This is a genomic window from Spirosoma areae (genome assembly GCF_054781775.1).
Map to the genome: position 1 here is coordinate 221652 of NZ_BAAGTT010000024.1, position 21522 is coordinate 243173.

General features: G+C 50.0%; 22 protein-coding genes and 1 tRNA gene. 14 read left to right on the top strand and 9 right to left on the bottom strand.

Annotation, left to right across the window (positions count from 1 at the left end; translation table 11 throughout):
• Positions 1-43 precede the first annotated feature (43 nt).
• On the top strand, positions 44-1114 hold the full coding sequence (locus ACYVI1_RS11130) for a mannose-1-phosphate guanylyltransferase (protein ID WP_460909959.1): 1071 nt from the start codon (positions 44-46) through the stop codon (positions 1112-1114).
• 221 nt (positions 1115-1335) lie between these two features.
• Complete coding sequence (locus ACYVI1_RS11135) at positions 1336-1851, top strand: hypothetical protein (RefSeq protein WP_460909961.1); 516 nt, start codon at positions 1336-1338, stop codon at positions 1849-1851.
• A gap of 15 nt (positions 1852-1866) precedes the next feature.
• Here ACYVI1_RS11135 and thiL read toward each other — a convergent pair whose 3' ends face one another.
• A complete protein-coding gene (gene thiL / locus ACYVI1_RS11140) occupies positions 1867-2895 on the bottom strand; it encodes a thiamine-phosphate kinase (RefSeq protein ID WP_460909963.1) in 1029 nt (342 codons plus the stop codon).
• A gap of 129 nt (positions 2896-3024) precedes the next feature.
• The gene (locus ACYVI1_RS11145) at positions 3025-3474 is read right to left on the bottom strand and encodes a hypothetical protein (protein WP_460909965.1); all 450 of its coding nucleotides are present in this window, start codon (positions 3472-3474) and stop codon (positions 3025-3027) included.
• Positions 3475-3578: 104 nt separating this feature from the next.
• Here ACYVI1_RS11145 and ACYVI1_RS11150 point away from each other — a divergent pair, with 104 nt between their 5' ends.
• The 3 genes from ACYVI1_RS11150 (at position 3579) to ACYVI1_RS11160 (ending at position 5965) form a co-directional block, all read left to right on the top strand.
• Complete coding sequence (locus tag ACYVI1_RS11150) at positions 3579-3830, top strand: cytochrome b5 domain-containing protein (protein WP_460909967.1); 252 nt, start codon at positions 3579-3581, stop codon at positions 3828-3830.
• A gap of 86 nt (positions 3831-3916) precedes the next feature.
• Positions 3917-4765 carry an N-acetylglucosamine kinase gene (locus tag ACYVI1_RS11155; protein ID WP_460910515.1) on the top strand — a complete coding sequence of 283 codons (849 nt, stop codon included), beginning with the start codon at positions 3917-3919 and terminating at the stop codon, positions 4763-4765.
• A gap of 129 nt (positions 4766-4894) precedes the next feature.
• Positions 4895-5965, top strand: a complete 1071-nt coding sequence (locus ACYVI1_RS11160; protein ID WP_460909969.1) for a 2Fe-2S iron-sulfur cluster-binding protein — start codon at positions 4895-4897, stop codon at positions 5963-5965.
• Between the two features lie 82 nt (positions 5966-6047).
• On the opposite strand, the gene ACYVI1_RS11165 is transcribed toward ACYVI1_RS11160, so the two are convergent.
• On the bottom strand, positions 6048-8282 hold the full coding sequence (locus tag ACYVI1_RS11165; RefSeq protein WP_460909971.1) for a M56 family metallopeptidase: 2235 nt from the start codon (positions 8280-8282) through the stop codon (positions 6048-6050).
• Positions 8283-8343: 61 nt separating this feature from the next.
• Positions 8344-8733 carry a BlaI/MecI/CopY family transcriptional regulator gene (locus tag ACYVI1_RS11170; RefSeq protein ID WP_460909973.1) on the bottom strand — a complete coding sequence of 130 codons (390 nt, stop codon included), beginning with the start codon at positions 8731-8733 and terminating at the stop codon, positions 8344-8346.
• A gap of 195 nt (positions 8734-8928) precedes the next feature.
• On the opposite strand from ACYVI1_RS11170, the gene ACYVI1_RS11175 reads away from it, so the two are divergent.
• The 7 genes from ACYVI1_RS11175 (at position 8929) to ACYVI1_RS11205 (ending at position 16439) form a co-directional block, all read left to right on the top strand.
• Complete coding sequence (locus ACYVI1_RS11175) at positions 8929-10662, top strand: M3 family oligoendopeptidase (RefSeq protein ID WP_460909976.1); 1734 nt, start codon at positions 8929-8931, stop codon at positions 10660-10662.
• An 89-nt stretch (positions 10663-10751) separates the two neighbouring features.
• Positions 10752-11030 (top strand): hypothetical protein, encoded by a 279-nt coding sequence (locus ACYVI1_RS11180; RefSeq protein ID WP_460909978.1) that lies wholly within the window; start codon positions 10752-10754, stop codon positions 11028-11030.
• Positions 11031-11251: 221 nt separating this feature from the next.
• Complete coding sequence (locus tag ACYVI1_RS11185; RefSeq protein WP_460909980.1) at positions 11252-12325, top strand: NAD-dependent epimerase/dehydratase family protein; 1074 nt, start codon at positions 11252-11254, stop codon at positions 12323-12325.
• An 88-nt stretch (positions 12326-12413) separates the two neighbouring features.
• A complete protein-coding gene (locus tag ACYVI1_RS11190; protein WP_460909982.1) occupies positions 12414-13379 on the top strand; it encodes a glycoside hydrolase family protein in 966 nt (321 codons plus the stop codon).
• Between the two features lie 71 nt (positions 13380-13450).
• The gene (locus ACYVI1_RS11195; RefSeq protein ID WP_460909984.1) at positions 13451-14263 is read left to right on the top strand and encodes a hypothetical protein; all 813 of its coding nucleotides are present in this window, start codon (positions 13451-13453) and stop codon (positions 14261-14263) included.
• Between the two features lie 106 nt (positions 14264-14369).
• The gene (locus ACYVI1_RS11200) at positions 14370-15338 is read left to right on the top strand and encodes a glycosyltransferase family 2 protein (protein WP_460909986.1); all 969 of its coding nucleotides are present in this window, start codon (positions 14370-14372) and stop codon (positions 15336-15338) included.
• Positions 15339-15668: 330 nt separating this feature from the next.
• Positions 15669-16439, top strand: a complete 771-nt coding sequence (locus ACYVI1_RS11205; RefSeq protein ID WP_460909988.1) for a glycosyltransferase family 2 protein — start codon at positions 15669-15671, stop codon at positions 16437-16439.
• A 45-nt stretch (positions 16440-16484) separates the two neighbouring features.
• Here the strand turns inward: ACYVI1_RS11205 and ACYVI1_RS11210 are convergent, their stop codons facing one another.
• Positions 16485-16931, bottom strand: a complete 447-nt coding sequence (locus ACYVI1_RS11210) for a hypothetical protein (RefSeq protein ID WP_460909990.1) — start codon at positions 16929-16931, stop codon at positions 16485-16487.
• A 50-nt stretch (positions 16932-16981) separates the two neighbouring features.
• Here ACYVI1_RS11210 and ACYVI1_RS11215 point away from each other — a divergent pair, with 50 nt between their 5' ends.
• Both ACYVI1_RS11215 and ACYVI1_RS11220 read left to right on the top strand, forming a co-directional pair.
• A complete protein-coding gene (locus tag ACYVI1_RS11215; protein ID WP_460909992.1) occupies positions 16982-17947 on the top strand; it encodes a YheT family hydrolase in 966 nt (321 codons plus the stop codon).
• Positions 17948-17959: 12 nt separating this feature from the next.
• Entirely contained in the window at positions 17960-18910 is a 951-nt protein-coding gene (locus ACYVI1_RS11220) for a D-2-hydroxyacid dehydrogenase (RefSeq protein ID WP_460909994.1), read from the top strand.
• On the opposite strand, the gene ACYVI1_RS11225 is transcribed toward ACYVI1_RS11220, so the two are convergent.
• The 4 genes from ACYVI1_RS11225 to ACYVI1_RS11240 all read right to left on the bottom strand — a co-directional run bounded on the left by ACYVI1_RS11225 (position 18911) and on the right by ACYVI1_RS11240 (position 21448).
• The gene (locus tag ACYVI1_RS11225) at positions 18911-19789 is read right to left on the bottom strand and encodes a MerR family transcriptional regulator (protein ID WP_460909996.1); all 879 of its coding nucleotides are present in this window, start codon (positions 19787-19789) and stop codon (positions 18911-18913) included.
• A gap of 396 nt (positions 19790-20185) precedes the next feature.
• A tRNA-His gene (locus ACYVI1_RS11230) sits at positions 20186-20261 on the bottom strand.
• Positions 20262-20340: 79 nt separating this feature from the next.
• A complete protein-coding gene (locus ACYVI1_RS11235) occupies positions 20341-20955 on the bottom strand; it encodes a superoxide dismutase (protein ID WP_460909998.1) in 615 nt (204 codons plus the stop codon).
• Positions 20956-21013: 58 nt separating this feature from the next.
• On the bottom strand, positions 21014-21448 hold the full coding sequence (locus ACYVI1_RS11240) for a nucleoside deaminase (protein ID WP_460910000.1): 435 nt from the start codon (positions 21446-21448) through the stop codon (positions 21014-21016).
• Positions 21449-21522 lie beyond the last annotated feature (74 nt).

Consider the following 21522-nt stretch of genomic DNA (forward strand, 5'->3'; position numbering starts at 1 on the left):
GTTCGTTAGTGGCAACTTTGCCCTAAAATCACTAAACATATCCATGAGCCATACCTATGTTATTATTATGGCGGGAGGAGTTGGAACCCGGTTCTGGCCCTTCAGCCGGACGAGTTACCCGAAGCAGTTTCACGATGTGCTGGGCACGGGCCGGACACTGCTTCAACAAACTGCCGACCGTTTTGAGGGGGTTTGCCCGCCCGAAAACATATTTATTGTTACCAGTTCACTCTACAAAGACCTTTGCCAGCAGCAACTTCCGTCTCTCTCCGACGATCAGGTGCTTTGCGAACCCATTGCCCGCAATACGGCTCCCTGCATTGCCTATGCCTGCTATAAAATTGCACAGAAAGACCCGGAAGCCAATATTGTGGTGGCTCCTGCCGATCATATTATCCTGAAAGAAGAGGAGTTTAAACGCACCATACAGGCCGCGCTCGATGCGACAGCACAACAGGATATTCTGGTGACGCTGGGTATTCAGCCAAGCCGCCCCGATACCGGATACGGCTATATTCAATACATTCCTGAAGCGGGCAAGGCAATTAACCGGGTAAAAACATTCACCGAGAAGCCACACCTCGAGCTGGCGCAACAGTTTCTGGAAAGTGGCGAATTCGTCTGGAATGCGGGCATTTTTGTTTGGAACGTGCAAGCCATCATCAACGCGTTTGAGACCTGCCTGCCCGAAATTGCCGAGATTTTTGAGGAAGGTAAAGAAGCTTATTATACGGACCGTGAAGAACCGTTCATCAATAAAGCCTATTCACTCACCAAAAGCATTTCGATTGACAATGGCGTAATGGAAAAAGCTGGTAATGTGTACGTTGTTTTGAGCGACTTCGGCTGGTCGGACCTCGGTACGTGGAAATCATTGTATGAAGTATCTGATAAGAACGATGACCTGAACGTGATTGACGGCCACATTATGCTCTATGACACCAAAAACTGCATTATCAAAACGCCGAAGGATCGGCTGGTTGTGGTTAATGGGCTGGATGGCTATATCGTGGCCGAGTATGATAACGTATTAATGATTTGCCGGAAGGAAGAAGAGCAGAAGGTAAAGAACTTTGTGGCCGACGCCAAAGAACAAGGCATGGAGTTTGTGTAGTGTTTCGTGGAGGCCCTCACCCCAACCCCTCTCCCAAAAGGCGAGGGGCTTTTCAATCTCCCGTTTAGCCACTCGCCTTTGAGAGCGGGGTGAGGGTGACATAGCACCTATCTGCCAAGGCAATGGCTGTATCACTCTGTTCGTTACCCATACGACCCGCCGACTAATCCGTGAGAAAAGTTTTATATTTAAGTTTGACACTGCTGTTAACCACTCTGCTTATGGAGTGTGCCGATAAAACGACTGGGTTCTCACCCGGCGCGGGCGATATGCGTATAACCGGTGTTTGGCAATTGGTCGAACGGGGTTTTGTCAGGGATTCCATTAAGTCTGTGCCAACCGAAACGTTTATCACCCGGCGCGATTCGGTAAAGGTGCAGGTGGGTGGTCAGACCATCCTGAAAGACACGTTGATTACTGAACGGGTTATCGTTAATATTCGACGCGACACCTCCTTTTACCGAACGCAGCGTTATCCGGCCAGCCCACCACAAACGCTCGCCTTTGAAACTGATGGCAAACTAATCGCCAACGGCCCCGAAATGACGTATTACAGCTCCATTAAACATTACCGGGTCGATACTACATACCCCGACAGCCTTGGCATTAATTTTTTTATAGGCACCAACGGAGCTACCGTTGCTTTTCGGCAGGGATTGGCGTTCCGGCGCGACACCTTGCTTCTGCTGCCCCGCTGCGAGCAGAAATGTTACTCAAAATTTGTGCGGGTAAAGTGAACATACTTACGATTTCTATTGGGCCATTTTGTCCCACCCCTGCGCCCGAATCGGTGTCTGCTGACCGGCTTTCGTGGAGAGCACAATCTGCGATGGGTCGGCGGTGAGATAGCCAATAGCCGTAATGCGGGCGTTGTTCGCCAGCTTCTCAAATTCCTGCGGTCGGACAGTAAACAGCAGTTCATAATCTTCGCCCCCGTTCAGGGCAGCCGTTATGGGGCTAATCTTAAACTCGTCGGCGGCTAAATGCGTCTGGTCATCAATCGGTACGTTTTCGTCAAAAATCACTGCGCCCGTGCCCGATTGGCGGCACAAATGTAACAATTCGGAAGCCAGCCCGTCCGAGATGTCAATCATTGCGGAGGGCCGGATACCGAGGTCGCGGAGTTCGTGGACAATGTCGGTGCGGGCATCGGGGCGCAGTTGCCGCTGCACCAGATAGGCCCGCTCCTCAGACAGACTTGGCTGCATATTCGGGTCGGCCAGGAACACCTGCTTTTCCCGCTCCAGCAATTGTAAACCCAAATAAGCTGCGCCGAGGTCGCCCGTTACGCAAACCACATCGCTGGGTTGAGCCGTAGTTCGGTACGTAATCAGGTCTTTTGGCACTTTGCCCAGGACCGATACGGAGATAAGTAAACCTGAGCGTGAAGCCGTTGTGTCGCCACCAACCAAATCTACGGAGTACGCTTCGCAGGCGGCCCGAATACCTTCATACAACTCATCGACGGCCTCAACGGGGAAGCGGCTGCTCAGCCCGATGCTCACAGTTACCTGCACCGGCAACCCATTCATGGCGGCAATATCCGAAACTCCGAAGGTTATGGCTTTATAGCCGAGGTGCTTCAGGGGCACATACGTTAAGTCAAAATGAATACCTTCTACGAGTAAATCGGTTGCCAGCAGGCCATAATTATCACCCCAGTCGAATACGGCCGCATCGTCGCCAATGCCAAGGACGGTTTCGGGATGAGTGGGCAGTGGCGTTGCCTGCCGGATTCGGTCAATCAGCCCAATTTCGCCAAGTTTGTTTAAGTCGGTCATAATAATGGATAATGGATAATGGATAATGGGAGCGGTTAAGTAAGCATTGTTCATTATCCATTATTCATTAAAAAAGCCGCTCCGGGTTTAAACGGAACGGCTTTCTGGTAAGATTGGTTTGCTCCAAATTTATGGGTTGGTCAGCGTATAGGCATTCGTTGTATTGCCGGTTTTCTGGCTGGCCGTTGTGCGGGTAAGTTTCAGATTTGTATCGTCGATGGAGTCAATCCTAAATTCGATGGTGCCATTGGCAACCCCTGTCGGCGAGGGACTTAAATTGGTCAGAACAAGCTTGTCGTCAGACGGAACGGAATACTGACCGGTAAAGGTGTTGCCGTCGAACTCGGTATACGTAACGGTTGGCGCTTTACTGAGGTCGAGTTTAAAGCTGGCGTAGTTACGAACATTGGCCGTGCCACCCCGCGAATAAACCGTTGTGCTGTTTTCATCCACTTTGCTGGCCGTCCAGACTTTGGCAATCCGTTCCGAAACGGGAGCAACCTTACTACCACCACAGCCCATCAACAGGCTAAATAACGTTACTACGGAAAGAAAAGCGATAAAATGGGTCTTTCTCATGGTTAATCGGATGCAGGATAATCTGAAGTGGCTAAAGTACGCTATTTTTGTTATTACTCGCAAAAGTTATGCCTAATTATTGGCCTGATTGACTTAACGGACGTATGTTGCCCACCAACGCTCACCAGTTACCCACCTACACGCAGTCGCAGTTGGCCTTAAGGAACGGACAGGACCGCGACGAAATCTGGTGCGCTTATGAAGGCGTCATCTACGACCTGTCGGCCTCGCGATTGTGGCGCAATGGCAAACACTACGAACATTGGGCCGGGCAGGACCTCACCGACGAACTGGCCGATGCCCCCCATACGAAACGCGTTTTTGAACGATTTTCGGCAGTTGGGAAATTAGTTTAATGGTTCAGGTTCCCTATTTCGTAACCAACATGGAACTTGAAACATAGAACGTGAAACACGGAACGTTAACCCTGAAACCTGATTTTATGCTGCTTATTGCCGACAGTGGCTCCACAAAAACTGACTGGCGACTCGTTTCTGCCGATGGTCAGGCCCGTGTTATACAAACGGATGGATTCAGCCCATATTATCAAACTGCCGACCAAATGGCGACTGTTTTGCGGGGGCAACTGTTGCCAGAGCTAGCCGATGTGCCGGTTACGCAGGTATTTTTCTATGGAGCGGGTTGCACCGGTCCGCCAGTCAATGATGGGGTAGCCAATGCGTTGCAGGTGGTCTTGCCCGGTTTACAAACGGTTTCAGTGAACAGCGATATGCTGGGGGCGGCACGGGGAGCGGCCGGGCATCAACCGGGCATTGTTTGTATTCTGGGTACCGGCTCGAATGCCTGCTGCTACGATGGTCAGGCTATTACGCGGGGCATTCAGTCGCTGGGTTTCTGGCTGGGCGACGAAGGCAGCGGAGGCTACTTAGGTAAAACACTCGTTCGCGATTTTTTTCAGGAACGTCTGCCCGCCGACCTGCGCGTAGCCTTCCAGAATCGTTACGCCCTTGCCCGCCCGGCACTGCTGGAAAACGCCTACCAAAAACCGTTTCCAAACCGATATTTCGCTTCATTTACGCCTTTTCTGGCCGAGCATCTCGCGCATCCGTATATAGCGGGTCTGGTGATCGACGCTTTCTCCCTCTTTCTGACAACCTACGTTAGCCGGTTTCCCGAAGCCGCTCAATGGCTGGTTCACTTTGTGGGGTCAATTGCTCATTATTTCGCTCCGCAGTTGAGTCTGGCTGTCGAAAAAACGGGACTAACGATGGGCCGGATTGTGAAGGCACCCGCCGAACGGTTAGTCGAATTTCATCAATCAGCCACTTGATGTACCTTTGTAAAATGATTTCTACCACAGAGAAACACAGAAGAATAGCAATAATTGCAGAATTTCTGGCTGTTCTTCGTCCTTTTCTCCGTTCCTCTGTGTTTAGAAGATAACAACCTGAGAATAGGAATGGCAAATCGGTATTTTTTGAAAATAAAAGATGTCGTTCGGGAAACGCCCGACGCTGTGACAATAAGTTTCTGGCACCCCATCAACGAAGAAATTCGCTATCAACCTGGTCAGTTTCTGACGTTTTTACTGACTATAAACGGGCAGAAAATACGCCGGTCGTACTCGATGGCGTCGTCGCCCCACGTCGATGTATCGCTGGCGGTATCGGTGAAGAGGGTTCCGGGCGGACTGGCCTCTAATTACCTTTGCGACCGGGTGCGATCCGGCGATATTCTCGAAACGCTGGAGCCAATGGGCACCTTTGTTCCAAAACTCGACCCGCAGAATCGCCGGACGCTGGTGCTGATTGGGGCCGGCAGCGGCATCACGCCCCTGTTTTCGATGGCAAAATCAATTCTGCACGTCGAGCCAAACAGCCGCGTGTGGCTTGTCTATGGCAACCGCAATCAGGCGTCGATTATCTACAAAGCACATGTAGACGCGATGGAGCAGGCATACGGCCGCTCACGCTTTCAGGTGACGCATATTCTGAGCCAGCCTACGGGAAACTGGTCAGGTGCCGAAGGCCGGTTGAACCAACACACGCTAACGAAACTGCTCGATCAGTTGCCGCCTGCCGAACGTCAGAATGCGAGTTTTTACCTGTGTGGCCCGGATGGTATGATGGCCGAAGCCCGCTCGGCGTTGGCGCTGGTGGGTGTTGCGGCTGAGCGCGTACACAAGGAGAGTTATGCCCATGCGCCCGTTGCTGCCGGCGACGTGGTGGAAGAGCCATTCACGGCTGCCGACAGTAGTTCCCCCGAAGTGACGGTACTCTATGAAGGCAGCGAATACAAATTTGCCGTAGCTCCCCACCAGACCATTCTGGAAGCGGCTTTAGACTCAGACATCGATTTGCCCTATTCATGTCAGGCGGGTATGTGTACGGCCTGTTTGGGCAGGTGTATTTCCGGCAAGGTGAAATTAGACGAAGAAGACGGTCTCTCCGAATCTGAATTGAAGGCCGGGTATGTACTCACCTGTGTCGCCCACCCCGTTGGAAATGATGTGGTGATTGAAATTGAGTAAGTAATCGTAAAGTAATCTTTGACAAAGCTGATAACTCTGATAATCAATGGAATGTAGTATCAGCTTTGTCAAAGATTTTTGATTAGGGCCTGGGTGGTGTTGGGGCAATAACCGGCTTAGGCTTTGGTTCAGAACGTGGAGTAGCAGGCACTACTGGTGTAGGGGCAAGCGCGGGCGTAGCACGTATTCTTGCCGGTGCGGGTGGTGCTGGCGGATGAATCACATTAGGTGCTATGACGGGCCGGATGGTGCGGTAAGGACGTGAAGCACGGGCTGGGTACGGGGGACGCGCCGGACGAATTCTCCGCACCGCATTTTCATAATTAAGCTTTGCCTCTTCCATCGGAATCATGCGGGCCATACCCTCATCGTGTTTGCTCATTTCTCTCGATAATTCCTCCACCTGCTCATTCAGTTGCTCGGCTTCCCGCTCCAATTTTTCGAGGGGTTGCTGACTACTTTTAATTTTTGCCTCTGCCTCTTCAAGTTGCCTGTTCAGCGCATCGATGCTGGTTTCCTGCTTCTTGATTTCTGGCTCAAGGGCAGCTAACTGTTTTTCGACCTCAGTCAGGTTTAGTTTTTGTTTACCATCATTGTGCATCAACTGCTGATGTTTCTCAATCAGTGTATGACGTTGCTCCTCCAGCTTTTCTTTGCGCCATTCCAGAACCTGCTGGCTCCGTTCGGCCTCTTCAACCGGAAACCGGAGATTTTCCATTTGGCGATGCAGTGCCTCAACCTGTTGCGCCCGCTGGTCAATAAGTCTGGTAAGGCTGTCCATCTGGCGTTGGTGGAAAGCGCGCTGGCGGTCGAGGGTGTCATTAGGGATACGAAGATGAGAGACAGAGGCCATCGCCCCATTGATGATGTTGTTATAGTCAATCTTCTCTACTTCTTTCAAGACTTCATCTACGTTAACCGGAAATGTGCCAGCCGCATTGGCGGCATCCATGCCAGTCTTTATAATTGTGTTGTAATCAAGATGCGCCAACCCATCCGACAGCGATTCCATGCCCTCATCAAACGACTCATTTTTTTCAATGATGGTCAGCAGAATATCGCGGTCAGCCTGCGGAACATCGTCGAGGGAAAGTTGTCCGGTCATCACCTGATCGAGTTGACGTTGTAGTTTAGCGACCCGAGCAGTAGGTAATTTTTGCCCTTTCCAGACAATGTAGCTAACTTTTTTGTTGCCCGCCATCCCGTATTCCGAATTGCCATCGACTTTATGGCGTCGCGTAGGCTTCGGCTGAGTCGTTTTTCGCTTCGGCTCATCCTGCTTTTGAACGGCATACACCGACACACTCATCAAGAGTAAGGTTGCCAGCGTTAGCCCCGCCAAACTGCCATTGGACACAAAAGGCCGGGTCGGAACGCCCAGCATCCGCCGAACCCGATGCAGTAAATGCTGACGTTTTGAGGCAAAAGCCATTGCCAGCGCGGGCGTCTGGTCCATCTGTGCCAGCCGCAATTCCTCCACACGGGCGAGGGCCTGCGCCAGAATATGCCCATCGCCCCCACATACCTGCACGGCCAGATCGTCGCAGCAATGTTCGCGCTCTTCGCGGACCCGCGCCGACAGCCACCAGAGTGCCGGGTGGAAAAAATACAGCACCTCAACTACCGATTGAAGCAGGTTCACGGCATAATCATGCCGTTTGATATGCGCCAGCTCGTGCGCCAGAACGGCTTCGATTTCACGCATGGACAAACTCGTGGCCAGCCCAATGGGTAGGAGTAAAACTGGTTTCAGGACGCCTACCACCATTGGCACGGCAATCCGGGCCGACTCGCGCACCTGAACGACAGCCCGAATCGCTAACGCCGACCGAAGGCGATCGGTCAATTGACCCCAGCCTTTATTGACAGGTGGTGTGGCGGTCCGGCTTAAGCGTTGCAGATAAACCCAGCCACCCGCCAGCCGCAACCCAAACAGAGCCACGCCGATCAGGTAAATCAGCACAAACTGACTTAGGTGCTCTTCCAGAAAATAGTGTGTCTGTTGGTGCCACGGCAGCGTTTGAGTTACGGTTTGCCAACTGATTTGTGTCGCAAAACGAACACTGACAGACGGCAGTAGTGGCTGGTTTGTAACGGTCGGCTGGTAACACCAGATAAACGTTGCGGCTGATACGACTAATTGGGTCAGTAAGGTCAGTACACCAACGCGATAACGCAGCGCACTCGCCTGATTTCGGAACAGATGCAACGTTGCGGCTATGGGCAAGACCAGGGCAAAGCCCTGCCAGATGGCATGAAGTAACGTCCAGCCTAACGCATCTGCCACCGGACTTGACAGGAAATTAATAGCGTTCATGAGGTATAGGAAATCGTTAAGTTTGAGCAAAATGAGTGACTGATAAACGCAGAGAAATTCATTAATCTGTTAATCCAGCCGGGCCACCGGAGCGATTCAGATTATTCAGCAGGGTTTTGATCTCGTCTAATTCTTCGCGCGACGCTTTATGCTGCCCCAACACCTGCATAATCAGCTTTGAGGCTGAGCCCCGAAAGGCCGTTTCAACGAACCGATCCACTAAGTTTCGTTGTGTATCTTCCTGGCCAACAGCCGCCGTGTAGGTGTGCGAACGAGCATCTTCCAGACGGGAAAGTAACCCTTTCTCGTACATGATCTGCATGAGTTTCAGTGCCGTTGTGTAGCCAATGTCGCGGGTCTGGCTCAACGTCTCGTGTACATGCCGCACCGTGCTGGGGCCATTAGCCCAAAGCACATGCAGGATTTCCAGTTCAGCGTCGGTTGGTTTCATATTTTTTGTTCTACGAATAATTTCGTAGTAAACATATACGAAGATTTTCGTAGATGCAAATTTGTGAACAAAAAAGTTTTAGAATGGCTTATATAGCTTGGTGATAAGGCATTCCGGCGGCCACGTCCGGGCGAAAAATACTAATTCACTATATACTCCATTCCCGGACGTGGCCGTCCAGGTTACGCTATATCAATGACCGCCAACGAATCCTTAGTTATTCCTACCCGTCCCGCCCGCCCGTTTATTGGCGAAACACTCGAACTGACAAGCTGGGATGATGTGAAGCCACTTTTCGATGATTTGCGCGAACGGCCTATCCACAACGCCGACGACCTTCGGCAGTGGCTGCTCGACCGAAGCGAACTGGAATCTTATCTGTCCGAAAACTTTGCCTGGCGGTACATCCGCATGACCTGCGACACCGCCAGCGAAGACTTAGTGAATCAACTCAATTTTTTCATTGCCGAGATTCAGCCGCCCATGACGGCCTACAGCAACGACCTCGACCTGAAAGCCGTGAACAGCCCGTATTTGAGCCAGTTAACTGACGATGGCTACGAGGTGATGGTGCGGGGCATGAAGAAGGCCATTGAGATTTTTCGGGACGAAAACATTCCGCTCCAGACCGAGCTTCAGACCGAAGAGCGGAAGTACGGGGCTATTGCCGGGGCTATGATGGTAACCATCGATGGCCGCGAAATGACCCTGCCTGAAGCCAGTGACCGGCTCCAGTCGACCGACCGGGCCGTGCGTGAAGAAGCCTGGCGAAAAATCTGGGAACGGCGCTATAAAGACCATGAAGCCCTCGACCAATTGTTTGACCGGCTGCGGACTCTACGGCATCAGATAGCCGTGAACGCCGGATTTGCCAACTTCCGCGATTATTCATTTGCCGCCCTGGGCCGGTTCGACTACACGCCCGATGATTGCGTCAACTTTCATGAATCGGTGGCCGAGGCTGTAGTACCGCTGCTGAACGAACTGGCTCAGGAACGTAAAGCAAAGTTAGTGGTGGAGCCGCTTCGCCCGTGGGATGCTAAAGTCGATGTTGAAGGCCGTCCTGCCCTGAAACCTTTTAGCACCGGCGAAGAACTCATCGAAAAAACCATCCTCTGCTTCGATCAGCTTGATAAAGAATTAGGGGATGACCTGCGGATTATGCAGGCTATGGGCCATGTCGATTTGGCCTCGCGGAAAGGCAAAGCGCCCGGCGGCTATAATTACCCGCTGGAAGAAATTGGCGTGCCGTTTATTTTCATGAATGCCACCTCAAGCCTGCGCGACCTGGTCACGATGGTGCATGAGGGTGGCCATGCGGTGCATTCCTTCCTGACGCGCGACTTGTCACTGAAAGCCTTCCGCAACCCGCCCATGGAAGTGGCCGAACTGGCCTCCATGAGCATGGAACTGCTGTCGATGGATCATTGGGACGTATTTTTCGAGAATCCCGATGAGTTGCGCCGGGCTAAGCTACAGCACCTCGAATCCATTATCGAAACCTTACCCTGGGTGGCTACCATCGACAAATTTCAACACTGGATCTACGAGAACCCTACGCATACTGACGCGGAACGGCGGGAAAACTGGCTGCGTATTTATCGGGAGTTTGCCGACTCGGTCACGAATTGGGATGGCTTTGCTTTTTATCAGGAATACCTCTGGCAGCGGCAGTTGCACTTGTACGAAGTTCCTTTTTATTATATCGAGTATGGTATTGCCCAGTTAGGTGCTATTGGCGTGTGGCGCAACTACCGGCACGACCCAGCAGCAGGGCTGGCAGGCTACAAAAAAGCCCTGAGCCTGGGTTATAAGGCGCCTATGCGGGAGATTTATGCAGCCGCCAATGTACCGTTTGATTTTTCCCGGGAGCACATCCGTGAACTGATGGCGTTTGTTTGGGCCGAAATCGATATCCTTAGAAGGTAGTAGTTGGTCGCAAAAAAAAACAGCTACTAACCACTAACTGCTGAGCACTAATCACTAATTTTGCCGAATCAATTCGTAATCAAGTAGCTATGAAGCGCGTAGTTAATATAGGTTTGTTTGCCGTAGTGGTGATGACAATGGCATCCTGCGACTATCAGAAATACAATACAATCCGTCAGAATGATTACCGGTCCGACGATTACCGGGACGATTACCGGGCGGGAGATGCTGAAGTATACGGAAAGGGTCGGGACTCGGCGGCTGTGCAATCAAACTATAAATACACCCCCAATCCGGCACTGGAAGAACGCACACAAAAAATTCGCGAGAAACTATTCGGCGCCAGTGCATCGAGCCAGGGCGCTTAACCTACGTAGTAATTGAAGGAATAAAGGCGATGAATGAGCAAATAGCCGCTGATTCATCGCTTTTATTTTTCCTGCCAGCTCAAACCCATCTGCCTGGTTAGTTCCTAACCAGGACATAAGAAACTGTACATGTAGATTTTTTACGTTACTTTGTCTATTCAAACGGATTAGTTAAGTAGTACTATTTGGTGAAGCGAGCTGCTTTACACACTGAAAATCATATGAAAATTGCATTAGTTACGGGTTCAGCCGGATTGATAGGCAGCGAAGCGGTTGCCTTTTTTGCTGACAAATTCGACCTCATTGTTGGGATAGACAACAACATGCGACAGTATTTCTTTGGGGCCGATGGCTCCACCGAATGGAATCGCAATCGGTTGGCAGACACCTACACGAATTATCAACACCGCACCGCCGATATTCGGGAAGTGCCGCAGTTGGAAGCGATTTTTACCGAATTTGGCTCCGACATCAAATTAGTACTCCATACCGCAGCCCAGCCAAGCCACGACTGGGCCGCCCGTGAACCATTTACTGATTTCGGCGTCAATGCGGTTGGCACCCTGAATATGCTCGAAATGACCCGGCTGCACTGTCCTGAAGCCGTGTTTATTTTCACCTCGACCAACAAAGTGTACGGCGACAATCCAAATTTCCTGCCGCTGATCGAAACCGAAACACGCTGGGAAATCGATCAGAACCACCCGTATTTCCAGAATGGCATCGATGAGCACATGAGCCTCGACCATACCAAGCACTCTGTTTTCGGGGCCTCAAAAGTAGCCGCCGACATAATGGTGCAGGAGTATGGCCGCTATTTCGGCATGAACACGGGCGTGTTCCGGGGTGGGTGCCTGACGGGACCAAATCATTCGGGTGCACAACTGCACGGGTTTTTATCGTATCTCATGAAATGTGCTATTACGGGCAATCAGTACACTATTTTTGGGTATAAAGGCAAACAGGTTCGCGATAATATTCATAGCTGGGATTTAGTGAACATGTTCTGGCATTTTTATCAGAACCCGCGCCCCGGCGAAGTTTATAACGCGGGTGGTGGTCGTTACGCCAACTGCTCCATGCTGGAAGCCATTGCCCTTTGCGAAGAAATTTCGGGCAATAAAATGAACTATCAGTATTCGGAAACTAACCGTAGCGGTGACCATATCTGGTACATCTCGGACCTGACAAAGTTCAAACAGCATTACCCCGGCTGGAACTGGACCTACGATTTGAAAGAAACAATGGTGCAAATCCACGACAGCATGGTTGCGCGCTTATTACCGACAACCTGACAGGACAACTTTTCATGACGGGGTGACGCAATTTTCGATCAACTAAAATCCCGCCACCCCATCAAAACAAGAGCAAAATCTGGATTTGATGACCTGGATAAAAAAGAATTTAATTTATAAACCCGACGGCTCGCTACCGTTTAGCCGCACCCACGCACAGGTGCCCTTTGGTTACCCCATAGCCGATAAGCTGCGCGTTTACTTCTCAACCCGTGATGAAAATAGCTCGTCGGCAGTCTCGTTTGTTGAACTCAATCCCGATAACCTGTCGGAAGTAACCTACGTTCACAACAAACCCTGCCTGAGCAAAGGTGCAGTGGGCATGTTCGACGAAACCGGCACCATGCCCTCCTGGTTTTTACCGGTTCGGTCTGCCGATGGAGGGGACGAAATCTGGCTGTACTACACCGGCTGGAACAAAAGCGAAACGGCCAGCTATCGGTTGGGAATTGGGTTGGCAATTAGCCGCGACGGTGGGCTGACGTTCGAACGTAAGTTTACAGGGCCACTGCTCGACCGATACATATTCGACCAGGTTTGGGTGGCACAGCCGTGCGTTATGCGCGAGGAGCAGCCCGATGGGTCTGTTCGCTGGCGGATGTGGTACCTATCCTGCACCAAAATTGAGGTCATTAATGGCCACCCCGAACCGTTTTATGACGTAAAGTACGCTGAATCGACGGATGGCATCCATTGGGAGCGCACAGGCCATGTTTGCGTGGGCTACGATGAGTTTACGGATGCCATTGGCCGGCCAACGGTTTATAAGGACGGAAATTTGTACAAAATGTATTTTTCGTACCGGAACGCCCTGAACTACCGCACCGATGTTGAGCGGAGCTACCGAATTGGCTATGCCGAATCGACAGATGGTATAACGTGGGAGCGGAAAGACGAACTGGCCGGTATTGAGCGGTCGGTGGCGGGCTGGGATTCACTAATGATGGATTATTGCCATATTTTTTCGCACCGAGGGGAATGGGTTATGTTCTACAACGGCAACGGTTTTGGCGCATCAGGATTTGGGTATGCCACGCAGCCGTCCGCAAACTAAATCAACGTCCGCAAATTTGTATTTTAAAAGGATACAGCCCTATTTTGTAGTAAATTAGTTCGTGCATAACCATGAAAGAAGCAGCAAAATACATTATAAAAGTTGATGCCGAATTTAGGGGCGGGCAGATAGTGCCGGAGATTCCGTATGAGGAAGTGATGCGATTGGTGAATGAGCCGAACATTGTTATCATTAAAACGGGTCTTCCGGCAACGACACTTCGTGGGGTGATCGATGCCACGCTTGCCTGGGCCGCTACGGTTCCACTGGCCGAAGGACCTGACCCTTTCGACAACAACCAGCACAAGCAGCGATTGCACATTGCCAAGATTCAGCAGGCTCCGCAGTTATTCCACGATCATACATTCGACGCCATTCTTGACCTCGGCGAACCGACCAGGAAATCATTGCTGGAGGTGTTTACTCCCATGCGTCAGTTCTGGAATAGTTTGACGGGCAATAATGAAGAATACGGCATCCGCAAAGGCCAGCCATTTTTCCATCCTCAGGTCACTCATTATCCGCTGGGTGGCAGCTTCTTTGGGCGGCACTGGCATCCACTCAATCCGCAAAAGGTAGGCACCATTCTTGCCCTGAATCAATACGGAGAAGACTATAATTCGGGCGGCACAGGCTACGTCATTAACGACCATATTGTTGAAACGGAGGGTTATCAGGATATGGGCGACCTGATTTTATTTCGATATGACCTCCCGCATTGGGTTAGTCCGTCGAGTTTTGCCGACCGTTTCAGTTGGGATGATCCCGCAGGGCGCTGGGTGGCCATTCTGCCCTTTTATGACCCCTGGGCAAAACCCGCCGATAAAGACGAGCCGCAGGGCTGGAAAGCTCAGATTCAGCCAGCTAAAGAAGTAACTGTGTAAGTCTTCGGTTTTTGAGTTTACGGTTTTCAGTTGGTTAGTACAGGCATACGTGTATTACGAATCAATCGGCTGAAAACTGTAAACCGAAAGCTGTAAATGCTATATCATGCCAAAAGTTAGTGTTCTGATTATCACCTACAATCAGCAGAAATTCATCCGCCAGGCCATCGACAGCGTACTGGCTCAGCAGACGACATTTCCGTTTGAGATACTGGTTGGTGATGATTTTTCGAGCGATGGCACGCGGGAAATTATTCAGGAGTACGAGCAACAGCATCCTGGCCTGGTTGTTGGTGTTCTGCACCCGCGAAATCTGGGTAAAAATGGCGGCATTAACTTTTTGGAGACGCTGAAACGGGCTACAGGGGAATACTATGCCTTGATCGATGGCGATGATTATTTGACCGACCCGCTTAAATTACAAAAGCAGGCCGACATGCTGGATGCCCATCCCGATTATTCCATGGTGTTTCATAATGCCCTAATCACCTACGAAGATGGCAGCCCTTCCTACATCCTCAATGGGGAGAATATGAAGCCGTTTTATACGGTTGAAGATTTGATTGGCGAGGATGAAATCTGGTTTATGGCGACATCGAGTACCATGTACCGAAATACTATCAGCGAGTATCCCGCCTGGTTTCGGGAGTCGATGAGTGGCGACATTCCGCGCCTGATTCTAAAAGCTAAGCTGGGCAAAATTGGCTATCTCCCCGATGTCATGTCGGTATATCGGAAAAACAGGAATGGCGCGAGTTTTCATGATCGCTACGATGATGCCGGTTTTCTGCAAAACCGGATTGATATGTACAGTAACATCAATCGTGAACTGAACTATCAATATGATCGCCTGCTGAAGAAAAATATAGCCCGGTATTATCGGATGATGATGAACAGTCATCAACACCGTAATTCATATCTGGCGAAACTGCGGTTGGTTGCCCAGTATTATTCCTTAGCGAAACCGAATTGGGGCGACCTGAAATCGGTTGTCTACGACCACTTGACCCCTCCCGCTGTACAACGCCTTTACGGAGCCGTCGCGATTGGTCTGCACCGAATCCTCAATAATTAGATTCCTTTGCTTATTGGTGTGCTTATCTGGCCAACGCCCGCTGCCTGAGCAGTTTTTTAAATTGTTTTGTTAACCTACTGGTTTCCGCCCTGAATTCTCTCTAAAAAGCAGTTAAGTTCTGTTCCAAATAGAATTCAGGGTGGAGCGCAGTTGGAAAAATGGAATCCTAAATAGGCTTACCGTGTCGTTTGATGGCTATGCGGCCAAATGTTTACGTGCAGAAGTACATCAGTTTAAACTAATTTTGTTAATTCTTTAGTTTCTACTGACTTAGCCCCAATAGTACAGACTTAAAAAGTCATCTTAAGATTTACCCTGCCTGCATTTTGTATGAAATTAAGCGTTGTTATACCAGCCTATAATGAAGAGGAGTCGTTGCCGCCCACACTGCGAGCACTTTACCAGTCGTTAGCCAAACACGGGATTCCGCATGAAATCTGCGTTACGAACGACAATTCAAAAGATGGCACCCTGCACGTGCTGGAGCAGTTGGCGGCTACCGAAATTCCGACGTTAGTCTATTATACGAATCCTGGCCCTAACGGATTTGGCTATGCCGTTCGCTATGGTCTGGAACGGTTTTCGGGCGATTGCGTAGCGGTGTTCATGGCGGATTTGTCGGACGACCCCGAAGATTTGGTGCGGTACTATACTAAAATGCAGGAAACGGGTGTCGACGCTGTTTTTGGGTCGCGTTGGGGGAAAGGCGGGAAAGTGGTTGACTATCCGCCCCTCAAAAAATTTATTAACCGAATTGCCAACTTCATTGTGAAGATGGTAATGGGTATTAACTACAATGATACCACAAATGCCTTCAAACTCTATAAACGGGAAACCATCGAAGGTATCAAACCTTTTCTGGCACCTCATTTCAACCTAACAGTTGAACTCCCTTTAAAAGCTATCGTGCGTGGCTATAGCTTTGCGGTTGTACCCAACAGTTGGACAAATCGCAAATACGGGGAGTCAAAACTGAAGATCAAGGAAATGGGCAGCCGGTACTTTTTTATTCTGATGTATTGCCTAATCGAAAAATACTTCTCGCAGGGCGATTATCATAAGAAACCGGCCTCTGCAGTTCAGTCGACCGTGAGCCGGTGACCCCAGATCGTATAGCAGGCTATAAAAATGCAGATGACTGTGACCTCATTGGCCGATAAGGCCGTGTAAGCCGGGAATCTGATACAAGGCAAGTGTCTGGATAGCTGCCCAAAAAACCGCGCTAATGAGCATGTAAAGGAGTAATGTCCCTTTACCCACCCGAAAAGAGACCGCCAGCACAGTGCCACCAATGGGGGTAAGCAGCAGGGGCGTTAAGAATGCGATACCAGCCATACCGGCTCGTTTCCAAATACGAACAGCCAGGCGAGTGCGTTTGGTGAACCGTTTGGGCGGCTCTTTCCGATATCGCTGCACTAAAGCCTGTAAGGCAGCACCGGCAAATGTAATTACAATGACACTCAGCATCATACCAATGACTGTGCATATGGCAGTTTCGATCCAGGACAGGCCAAGCGCAGCCCCTGTTAGTGGCCCACCAACGAACTTTAGCGTACTGGCCAACAGAACAGAAGCATATTTAGCGAATTGCATGAGGCATTTGAGTCTGAAATACAGCTTAAAAGTAGTTGTTTTTTAATTTTATGCCGCTCATTTCTTCCGCTTATCCGGGGCCACCGGCCTATCAATATAATGGGCATCTGCAAACGATCATTCCGGGCCTTACCCGTCATGTTGCTAACCTGAGTTACGAACGCGAACGGCTTACACTGGCCGATGGCGATTTTGTTGACCTCGATTGGGTCGATACGGGCCGAAAGCGGCTGGTCTTACTGACGCATGGGTTAGAGGGTGACAGTAACCGACAATACATTCGGGGAACAGCTAAGCTTTTCGCCCGGCACCACTACGATATATTGGCCTGGAACTGTCGCTCGTGCAGCGGTGAAATGAATCGGGCGTTCCGGTTGTATAATCATGGTGAAATTGGCGATTTTGGTGAAGTCATTGCCCACGCGCTACAGACAAAACAGTATGAAGAAGTTGTGCTGATTGGCTACAGCATGGGTGGTAACATAACCTTGAAATACCTCGGCGTTCACGGGAAAACCCTTCCCGACGTTATCAAACGTGGTATGGCTATCTCGGCTCCAACCGATTTGGGAGCCAGTGCAGGACTGCTTGACCGGCCTGCAAACCGCTTTTACCGGAATCGGTTTATGAAAAAACTTGTTGCTAAACTGAGCTACAAAGCAAAGCAGTTTCCGGGGCGGTTAGATATGAGTAAGCTAAAGCAGGTGAATCTATGGCGCGATTTCGATGAATTTTTCTCGGCGCCGGTGAATAATTACCGCGATGCCGAGGATTTTTACACCCAGGCATCGGCCGTTAATTTTATGTCCGGCATTGCTGTGCCGACACTCTTGCTAAATGCACAAAACGACCCGCTGCTGTCGCCGGAGTGTTCGCCGGGGTGGCTGGCCAAAACGCACCCGCATATTTTTCTGGAAACACCCCGGCTGGGTGGGCATGTTGGTTTTCAACTCACCCGCGATACCCACACCTATGCCGAACGGCGGGCATTGGCTTTCGCTCAAAACCTGATTTAACCACCTGACCAAATGACTATTGTTTACACGGATGCTTACACGCTTAACCCCGGCGATCTGGATTGGGCACCCATTCAGTCGCTCGGTCAGGTAACATTTTATGATCGAACTGCGCCTAACCAACTACTGGGGCGGCTTCAGCAGGTCGATGCCGTGCTGGTTAATAAAGTTAAACTCACCCGCGAAACCCTGGCCCAACTTCCTAACCTGCGTTACATTGGGGTAACCGCTACTGGCTATGACATTGTCGATGTGGCAGCCGCTCATGAGCAGGGTATTGTGGTAACAAACGTGAAGGGATATAGCACCGACTCGGTAGCGCAGCTAACCTTTGCCTTGCTGCTGGAACTGACCCATCAGGTTGGCCGTCATGACCAGAGCGCTCACGCAGGCGATTGGGTGCGGTCGCTGGATTTCAGTTATTCAAAAAGTCCACTTATCGAATTGGCAGGTAAAACGCTCGGCCTGGTCGGTTACGGCGACATTGGCCGAAAAGTAGCCGCTATTGGGCAGGCGTTCGGGATGCGGGTGCTGGTAAATCGGCGGACGACCGACAAAGTAGCCGAGTCGGGCGTCATCTTTGTTGACCGTCAGACGCTGTTCGCCCAGAGTGATGTGGTATCGTTACACTGCCCAGCCACACCCGATACGATTGGTTTTGTCAATAAGGAACTACTGGCTTCTATGAAACCAGCGGCATATCTCCTGAATACCAGCCGGGGGAGTCTACTGAATGAGCGCGACGTGGCCGACGCGCTAAGTAAAGGTCAACTGGCGGGTGCCGGGCTGGATGTGTTATCGGTTGAACCACCAACCGCTGATAACCCCTTGCTCACTGCCCGAAATTGTGTCATTACCCCTCATATTGCCTGGGCCAGCTTTGAGGCTCGCCGTCGATTGATGCACGAGGTAGCCAGTAACCTGCGGGCTTTTCTGGCCGGACACCCGATAAATACAGTCTGATTAATTACTAATCAAGCGTACTAAATCGCTTATTTGATTGATAATCACCGTATTTTCGTGTGTCTCAATATCCTGGCCAACTACCTGGTAGCCCGTTAATAGTATGGTTGCTTTAGGAAACGAGTTGGCCAACTGATTAACATAAGGCTGGACTTCGTGGTTGGCTGGCACTGTGGTCAGAACCGTAAAAATACAGTCGGGTTGGTGGCGTGCGTAAGCAAATGTTAATTCAGGAAAGGGTAAACTTTGCCCCAGATAAATCACTTTGTTAGCGCGGGCCCGGATAATATAGTTGGCAAACAGCAGACTAATTTCGTGAAATTCACCTTCGGGCAAAAACAGCATATACTTTTTGCTATTGGTGCGGTAATTAGTTGCCAGCCCGTCGATAGCCACGATGATTTTTTGTCGAATCAGGCTCGTAATGAAATGCTCCTGGGCTGGCCCAATCGACCCCGTTACCCATAACATACCAATGCGGCTTAAAAACGGATAAACGATATTAATCATCGTGTTTTCAAATCCGAACTGGTGGCTATTCGCACTGATAATTTTTTCAAATCGTTCTTCATCCAAATCAATCATCGAGAGCGTAAGTGCCTGAATTTGATCGGGGTAGTTAAGTTGTTTATCGGATAGTTTAACTACTTCGCGGGACAATTCCTCTGCTGGCAGTTTGGCTATCTCTGAAATCTTGTAACCGTGATCTTTCAACAGCGAAATATTCAGTACTAAGCGCAGATCGCGGTCGTCGTAGGACCTGATGTTGGTGTCGGTCCGTTGCGGAGCAAGGATAGCATAACGTTGCTCCCAAATTCGCAGGGTGTGCGCCTTTATCCCCGAAAGCTGCTCTAAATCTCGAATGGAATAAGTACTCATGATATAAGTTGGCGATAAGCAGTTGGCTTGGTACGTATGAAACTGGTTTCAGGGAATTGTGATTACTCAGTTCCTATGAAACCTTGTTTCCAGGTAAATTTTTTACACAACAAGTTAATAAATAGTATTAACCTAATAACGCAGAAATTTGTGTTTTGTTTAAGCTTGTTGCTAAAAACTTAAACAAAATTCGGTAATACAAATTACTAAACGACTACTCGACCACAATAGATTTTGTGGATTCTATTGTCCTGATTGTCAGATACAATAGCATCAACAGAATCGATAGTAGCTAAACGGGACGAGGATTACTGGATCATGTTGCTAATCAGTTTCTAAATTAGAAAAAGGTATAAACAAAAAAGGCCCTGCCGTAAGCAGGACCTTTTCTAAGCAGGGTGAAAGACGGGGCTCGAACCCGCGACCTCCGGAACCACAATCCGGCGCTCTAACCGACTGAGCTACAATCACCGTTTTTAGAAGTGCAAAAGTAATGAATAATGTAGAATGTACAATGAAAATTAGCGTCAGCCATTCTACATTCTACATTATTACGCCTGCTTTCCCTGCTGGTAGCGCTTGTCGGCAGCGTTCCAGTCAACAACATTAAAGTAAGCGGCAATGTAATCGGGTCGACGGTTTTGATATTTTAGGTAATAAGCGTGCTCCCACACATCAAGTCCAATAATTGGAAATCCTTTTACTTCGGCAATATCCATCAGCGGATTATCCTGATTAGGGCTTGACGTTAAGGCTAACTCGCCTTCCGGGGTGACAATTAGCCAGGCCCAGCCCGAACCAAAACGTGTGGTGGCGGCTTTTGTAAACTCTTCTTTAAAGGCGTCGAACGAGCCAAACGTCTGCGTAATGGCATCGGCTAATTTACCGGTTGGCTGGCCACCTCCACTACCCGAAATCGTGTTCCAGAATAATGTATGATTATAGTGACCTCCTCCGTTGTTCCGAACGGCAACAGGTGCTTTGCTTACGCCGGTCAGCAGGTCTTCAATGGATTTATTTTCCATATCAGTACCGGCAATAGCGTTATTTAGGTTGGTCACGTAGGCGTTGTGATGCTTGCCATGGTGAATTTCCATTGTCTGCTTATCAATATTCGGTTCGAGCGAATCGCTCGGGTAGGGAAGTGGGTCTAATACAAAAGCCATTTTACTTGGTTAGTTAAAATGTAACATGATTCGGTTCAGTTAACAAGCCTGTGTCAAATTATGTTCTTAGGCGGAAAAAAAACTTCGCCAGTAAGGTCTGGCTTTCCTCGGCGAGCAAACCCGTTTCGAGCCGTGTTTTCGGATGCAGCACCAACGGTTCGACCCGACTGTACCCGCGCTTTGGATCAGGAGCGCCAATTACTAAGCGCCCCAGTTGCGCCCAGAACAGGGCACCCGCGCACATCACACAGGGTTCCAGCGTCACATACAGGGTGCAGTCTGTCAGGTATTTACTGCCGAGGTATTGAGTAGCAGCCGTGATGGCTAAAATTTCGGCATGGGCCGTCACGTCGGTTAATTGTTCGGTCTGGTTAGCCGCTTTCGCAATAATCCGGTTGCGGCAAACAACAACAGCACCCACTGGTATTTCGCCGTTTGCAGCCGCTTCTTCAGCCAGCCCAAGCGCAATTTCCATGAAATAGTCGTCAGGCATAAAGGTCGATAGTCGTCAGTTGTCAGTCGATAGTCATTAGCATCTACAACTATTGGCTAATAACCATCGGCTAA

Bases quoted from the DNA above. Each gene is read 5' to 3' on its own strand.
- ACYVI1_RS11130 (WP_460909959.1), top strand. From the start codon at position 44: ATGAGCCATACCTATGTTATTATTATGGCGGGAGGAGTTGGAACCCGG.
- ACYVI1_RS11135 (WP_460909961.1), top strand. From the start codon at position 1,336: ATGGAGTGTGCCGATAAAACGACTGGGTTCTCACCCGGCGCGGGCGAT.
- thiL (WP_460909963.1), bottom strand. From the start codon at position 2,895: ATGACCGACTTAAACAAACTTGGCGAAATTGGGCTGATTGACCGAATC.
- ACYVI1_RS11145 (WP_460909965.1), bottom strand. From the start codon at position 3,474: ATGAGAAAGACCCATTTTATCGCTTTTCTTTCCGTAGTAACGTTATTT.
- ACYVI1_RS11150 (WP_460909967.1), top strand. From the start codon at position 3,579: ATGTTGCCCACCAACGCTCACCAGTTACCCACCTACACGCAGTCGCAG.
- ACYVI1_RS11155 (WP_460910515.1), top strand. From the start codon at position 3,917: ATGCTGCTTATTGCCGACAGTGGCTCCACAAAAACTGACTGGCGACTC.
- ACYVI1_RS11160 (WP_460909969.1), top strand. From the start codon at position 4,895: ATGGCAAATCGGTATTTTTTGAAAATAAAAGATGTCGTTCGGGAAACG.
- ACYVI1_RS11165 (WP_460909971.1), bottom strand. From the start codon at position 8,282: ATGAACGCTATTAATTTCCTGTCAAGTCCGGTGGCAGATGCGTTAGGC.
- ACYVI1_RS11170 (WP_460909973.1), bottom strand. From the start codon at position 8,733: ATGAAACCAACCGACGCTGAACTGGAAATCCTGCATGTGCTTTGGGCT.
- ACYVI1_RS11175 (WP_460909976.1), top strand. From the start codon at position 8,929: ATGACCGCCAACGAATCCTTAGTTATTCCTACCCGTCCCGCCCGCCCG.
- ACYVI1_RS11180 (WP_460909978.1), top strand. From the start codon at position 10,752: ATGAAGCGCGTAGTTAATATAGGTTTGTTTGCCGTAGTGGTGATGACA.
- ACYVI1_RS11185 (WP_460909980.1), top strand. From the start codon at position 11,252: ATGAAAATTGCATTAGTTACGGGTTCAGCCGGATTGATAGGCAGCGAA.
- ACYVI1_RS11190 (WP_460909982.1), top strand. From the start codon at position 12,414: ATGACCTGGATAAAAAAGAATTTAATTTATAAACCCGACGGCTCGCTA.
- ACYVI1_RS11195 (WP_460909984.1), top strand. From the start codon at position 13,451: ATGAAAGAAGCAGCAAAATACATTATAAAAGTTGATGCCGAATTTAGG.
- ACYVI1_RS11200 (WP_460909986.1), top strand. From the start codon at position 14,370: ATGCCAAAAGTTAGTGTTCTGATTATCACCTACAATCAGCAGAAATTC.
- ACYVI1_RS11205 (WP_460909988.1), top strand. From the start codon at position 15,669: ATGAAATTAAGCGTTGTTATACCAGCCTATAATGAAGAGGAGTCGTTG.
- ACYVI1_RS11210 (WP_460909990.1), bottom strand. From the start codon at position 16,931: ATGCAATTCGCTAAATATGCTTCTGTTCTGTTGGCCAGTACGCTAAAG.
- ACYVI1_RS11215 (WP_460909992.1), top strand. From the start codon at position 16,982: ATGCCGCTCATTTCTTCCGCTTATCCGGGGCCACCGGCCTATCAATAT.
- ACYVI1_RS11220 (WP_460909994.1), top strand. From the start codon at position 17,960: ATGACTATTGTTTACACGGATGCTTACACGCTTAACCCCGGCGATCTG.
- ACYVI1_RS11225 (WP_460909996.1), bottom strand. From the start codon at position 19,789: ATGAGTACTTATTCCATTCGAGATTTAGAGCAGCTTTCGGGGATAAAG.
- ACYVI1_RS11235 (WP_460909998.1), bottom strand. From the start codon at position 20,955: ATGGCTTTTGTATTAGACCCACTTCCCTACCCGAGCGATTCGCTCGAA.
- ACYVI1_RS11240 (WP_460910000.1), bottom strand. From the start codon at position 21,448: ATGCCTGACGACTATTTCATGGAAATTGCGCTTGGGCTGGCTGAAGAA.